3 protein-coding genes are annotated in these 3830 nt (G+C 66.1%); 2 read left to right on the top strand and 1 reads right to left on the bottom strand.

Annotation, left to right across the window (positions count from 1 at the left end):
• Positions 1-251: 251 nt before the first annotated feature.
• Complete coding sequence (locus tag ACE3UY_RS12830; protein WP_374687907.1) at positions 252-1661, bottom strand: rhodanese-like domain-containing protein; 1410 nt, start codon at positions 1659-1661, stop codon at positions 252-254.
• A 489-nt stretch (positions 1662-2150) separates the two neighbouring features.
• Between ACE3UY_RS12830 and ACE3UY_RS12835 the strand changes: the two genes are divergently transcribed.
• On the top strand, positions 2151-2819 hold the full coding sequence (locus tag ACE3UY_RS12835; protein WP_374687908.1) for a hypothetical protein: 669 nt from the start codon (positions 2151-2153) through the stop codon (positions 2817-2819).
• A 206-nt stretch (positions 2820-3025) separates the two neighbouring features.
• A partial coding sequence (locus ACE3UY_RS12840) for a Gfo/Idh/MocA family protein (protein ID WP_374687909.1) occupies positions 3026-3830 on the top strand: 805 nt, incomplete at its 3' end.

Below are 3830 nucleotides of genomic sequence, written 5' to 3' on the forward strand. Positions count from 1 at the left end.
ATCGTCATCGGCCTGCTCTTCCTGGCCGATAGCTGGGCCGGTCAGACGCGGCTGCGGGCGCGCCCCGGCGCGTAAGGTAGGGGCAGACCTGCGTGTCTGCCCCAGGGCGCACACGCAGCCTGCCCCAGGGCGCACACGCAGCCTGCCCCAGGGCGCACACGCAGCCTGCCCCAGGGCGCACACGCAGCCTGCCCCAGGGCGCACACGCAGGTGCGCCCCTACTGCCCCAGGGCGCACACGCAGGTGCGCCCCTACCGTTCCAACGGCAATCCACCCTCCATCCACCCCACCGTCCCGCCGGCGACGTTGTAGACCGTCTCGAACCCCTGCTGGCCCAGCAGCGCGGCGGCCGACCGGCTGCGGCTGCCCGTGGCGCAGATGAGCGCCGTTGGCCGCGCCGCGTCCAGCTCGCCCACGCGCCCCAGCAGCTCGCCCAGCGGGATGAGGCGCGCGCCGGGCACGCGCCCCTGGGCGTACTCCCACGGCTCGCGCACGTCGATGACGACCGGCGCGGATTCGTCGCCGGCCGCCAGCAATTCGCTCAACTGCGCCGGCGTGATCTCGCGCACGTCGCCGGCCGCCAGCGGCAGGCCATACTCCGCCCACACGTCCAACCCCTCGGCCAGATAGCCGACCACCTCATCATAGCCGACGCGGGCCAGGGCATAGACGGCGCGGCGGTAGGTGGCGGCCAGGTCGGTGTAGGGCGGCTCGCCCAGTAGCAGGATGATCGGCGCGTCGGGCGGCAGCACGAAGCCGACGCGGTTGCTGAGTTGATCGTCCAGTTCCAGATGGATCGCGCCGGGAATGTGGGCCGTCCTGAAAGCCGCCGCGTCGCGCAGGTCGAGCAGCGCCGCGCCGCCCTGGAAGTGAGCGATGGACTCGCGGATGGCGACCGGCCGGGGCGTTACCTCGCCCAGCGGGCGCGGGCCGCGCCGGTTCAGCCCCTTGATGCGCCGCACGTTGGCCGGCTGCTCCGGCAGATCGGCCACGGCGAAGTCGATGAACGCCTCGCGCGCCAGCGGGAAGAGGGCCGGGTTGTGGTGGCGCTCGTAGCCGATGGTGGTGCTGCGCACCGGGGTCAGCGCCTTGCCGCACAGCGACCCCGCGCCGTGGCCGGGAAAGACGAGCACGCCGTCGGGCAGGGGCAAAATCTCGCGTTGGAGCGTGTCGTACATCTGCGAAGCCAGGCCGCGCGCCGCGTCCGGGCCGACCAGATCGGGCCGGCCCACGTCGCCGACGAAGAGCGTGTCGCCGGTCAGAGCCATCCACGGCTCCTTGGCCCGGTTCAGGTCGGTCACCAGCAGGGTAATGCTATCCGGGGTGTGGCCGGGCGTGTGGCGGACGGCCAGATGGAGGTTGCCCAATTCCAGCGTGTCCCCGGCGCGCAGCGGCCGGTGGGGGAAGGCGACGCCGGCCGCCTCGTGGAGGTAGATGTCCGCCCCGGTGCGCGCCCGCAGCTCGGTGCTGCCGCTGACGTGGTCGGCATGGAGGTGCGTCTCGATGACGTGGGTGATGGTCAGCCCGTGGGCCGCGGCGGCGCGCAGGTACTTATCCACCTCACGGTCGGGATCGACCACAGCGGCCAGGCCCGCGCCCTCGTCGCCGACCAGATAGGAGGCGCAGCCCAGACCTTCGATAAAGAATTGTTCGAGATACATGTTCCCTCACCCTATCCAGAATTGCCAAGTCCGGCTCATTATCCATCCCTCAGGCGATTATATAGTACCGCCGGGCAAAACCCGGAACCGGGCCGGGTGGCAATCATGCGAGAATAGGACGCTGATGGCTGCTCAGGCTTGCGCTACTAGGCGCTGTTTCATCTATGACATTATCCTTACAGCGAGCTATGAATTAATACGTACAAATGGCAAGCAAAAGAATTAATTTATAACTAACTAATACCACTTGTGCAAGATGCCTTGAATAGAGTAAAATAGCCAGTAGTGGGCTAAGACTTTCTGTCGGGCCATGCGGTTCGACCAGAATAGCCAGGGTGGGGGAGCCATACCTCATCCGGGCGATCCCCGAAACCGCGACACGCACCTTCGACCCGACGGCGGCCTCTATCCCCTCTTGGCATTCGGCGGCCAGTCACGCCGGAAGCCATCATCGTCGTGATTGGCCTTGTGGAAAGGAGTCGAACAACCATGCGTACAGAACGAGTTGCCAAATGGGTGGTCATACTGTTTCTATTGGCTGTCCTGGCGCCAACAGTCGTATTGGCCCAGCAGTACGATTATGTGCAGGGTTGGCACGTGAGGTTGGGGGTCAAGCCCCAGTCTGAGCATGCCGGCAGCACGGATGGATCGGTGCGAACCTATGCCTGGGTTGAGCACAAGTCCCCATGGGTTCTGAACACGGCCAACAGTGAATCGTTGGTCTGCAAGGACTTCCAGAATAAGCCGGTGGGCACATACACCATCATCTCCACCGTGAGATACGTGGGCAAGGTGCGCGCCGACGCCTATGGCGTCCCCTTTGTGCATTGCCCTCCCATGGTCGCCGCCGGGGTCAACAGCGTGATCAAGGCATGGCCCTATGGGGCGTGGCCGGGTGCTGCCGGGCATAAGTTCCAGCAGGTGATCGAATATCGCGTGTCGGGCTTCCCCAGGTGCTCCAACCACGAGACTAACTTAGGCGGCTCGGAGATCGAGCACCGCATTTCCTATTATCACCGTGAAGGGGGGACGCTCTCGGTGTGCGCCGGGATCCGCTCCTACGTGCACATGCCGGCCGGCCAGGGTATTGCCGTCGCCGATTTCTTCTACGGCGGTAGAGGAGGCAGGGTAGTCGACCTCAAGGTTATCCGGCAGTAATCAACAGCCGGGCGCTGAGCCTACTTGCCAAACCTGACAGGTTTTCTGGAAACCTGTCAGGTTTGGCGCTTCTGCTGTCTGTGAGAATGAGCGTCCCCCGCTTCCATTGCCCATCTCCCCCTCAGTACTTACAATCCCCCTAGACCAAGTTCTGAGAAATCTGCCAAATCTGCGAAATCTGCGGATTCTTCTCCTAGGAGGAACCGATGGACAAAGTACGCTGGGGTCTACTTTCCACCGCCAACATCAACCGCCGCCTCATCCCCGCCATTCGCGCCTCGGCCCGCGGCGAGCTGGTGGCCGTCGCCAGCCGCGACCAGGGCGCGGCCGACGCCTATGCCGACGCCTGGGGCATCCCCCGCGCCTTCGGGACGTATGACGACATGCTCGCCTCGGGCGAGATCGACGCCGTCTACATCGGCCTGCCCAACCACCTGCACGCCGAGTGGGCGGTGCGGGCGCTGGAGCGGGGCGTCCACGTCCTGTGCGAGAAGCCGTTCGCCATCAGCCTGGCCGAGGTGGATCGCATGAGCGCCGCGGCGCGGGCCAGCGGCCGGGTGCTGGTCGAGGCGTTCATGTATCGCCACCACCCGCAGACCAGGGCCGTCGGCGAGTGGGTGCGCGACGGGCGCTTGGGCGAGGTGACGGCCCTGCGCGGGGTCTTCAACTTCAAGATGAACGACCGGGACAACATCCGCCTGCGGCCGGAGTGGGGCGGGGGGAGCCTGTGGGACGTGGGCATCTACCCGCTCAGCCTGGCCCAATACGTCATGGGCGGGCCGCCGGAATGGGTCTTCGGCGACCAGTGGATCGGGCCGAGCGGCGTGGATGAGTCGTTCGCCGGTGCGCTCCATTACCCCGGCGGGGCGCTGGCCCAGATCAGCAGCGCCTTCCGCGCCCCGTTCTACACCCACTTTGACATCCTGGGCACAGAGGGGCGGCTGGTGCTGAACCGGCCGTTTAACGGCATGGAGGACGCCGAGCGCCGCGTGACTTTCACCGACGAGGCGG

Source organism: Promineifilum sp. (SeqCode) (assembly GCF_041918635.1).
Classification (GTDB): Bacteria; Chloroflexota; Anaerolineae; order Promineifilales; family Promineifilaceae; genus Promineifilum.

Coding starts and splice junctions, on each gene's coding strand:
- ACE3UY_RS12830 (WP_374687907.1), bottom strand. CDS start 1,661: ATGTATCTCGAACAATTCTTTATCGAAGGTCTGGGCTGCGCCTCCTAT.
- ACE3UY_RS12835 (WP_374687908.1), top strand. CDS start 2,151: ATGCGTACAGAACGAGTTGCCAAATGGGTGGTCATACTGTTTCTATTG.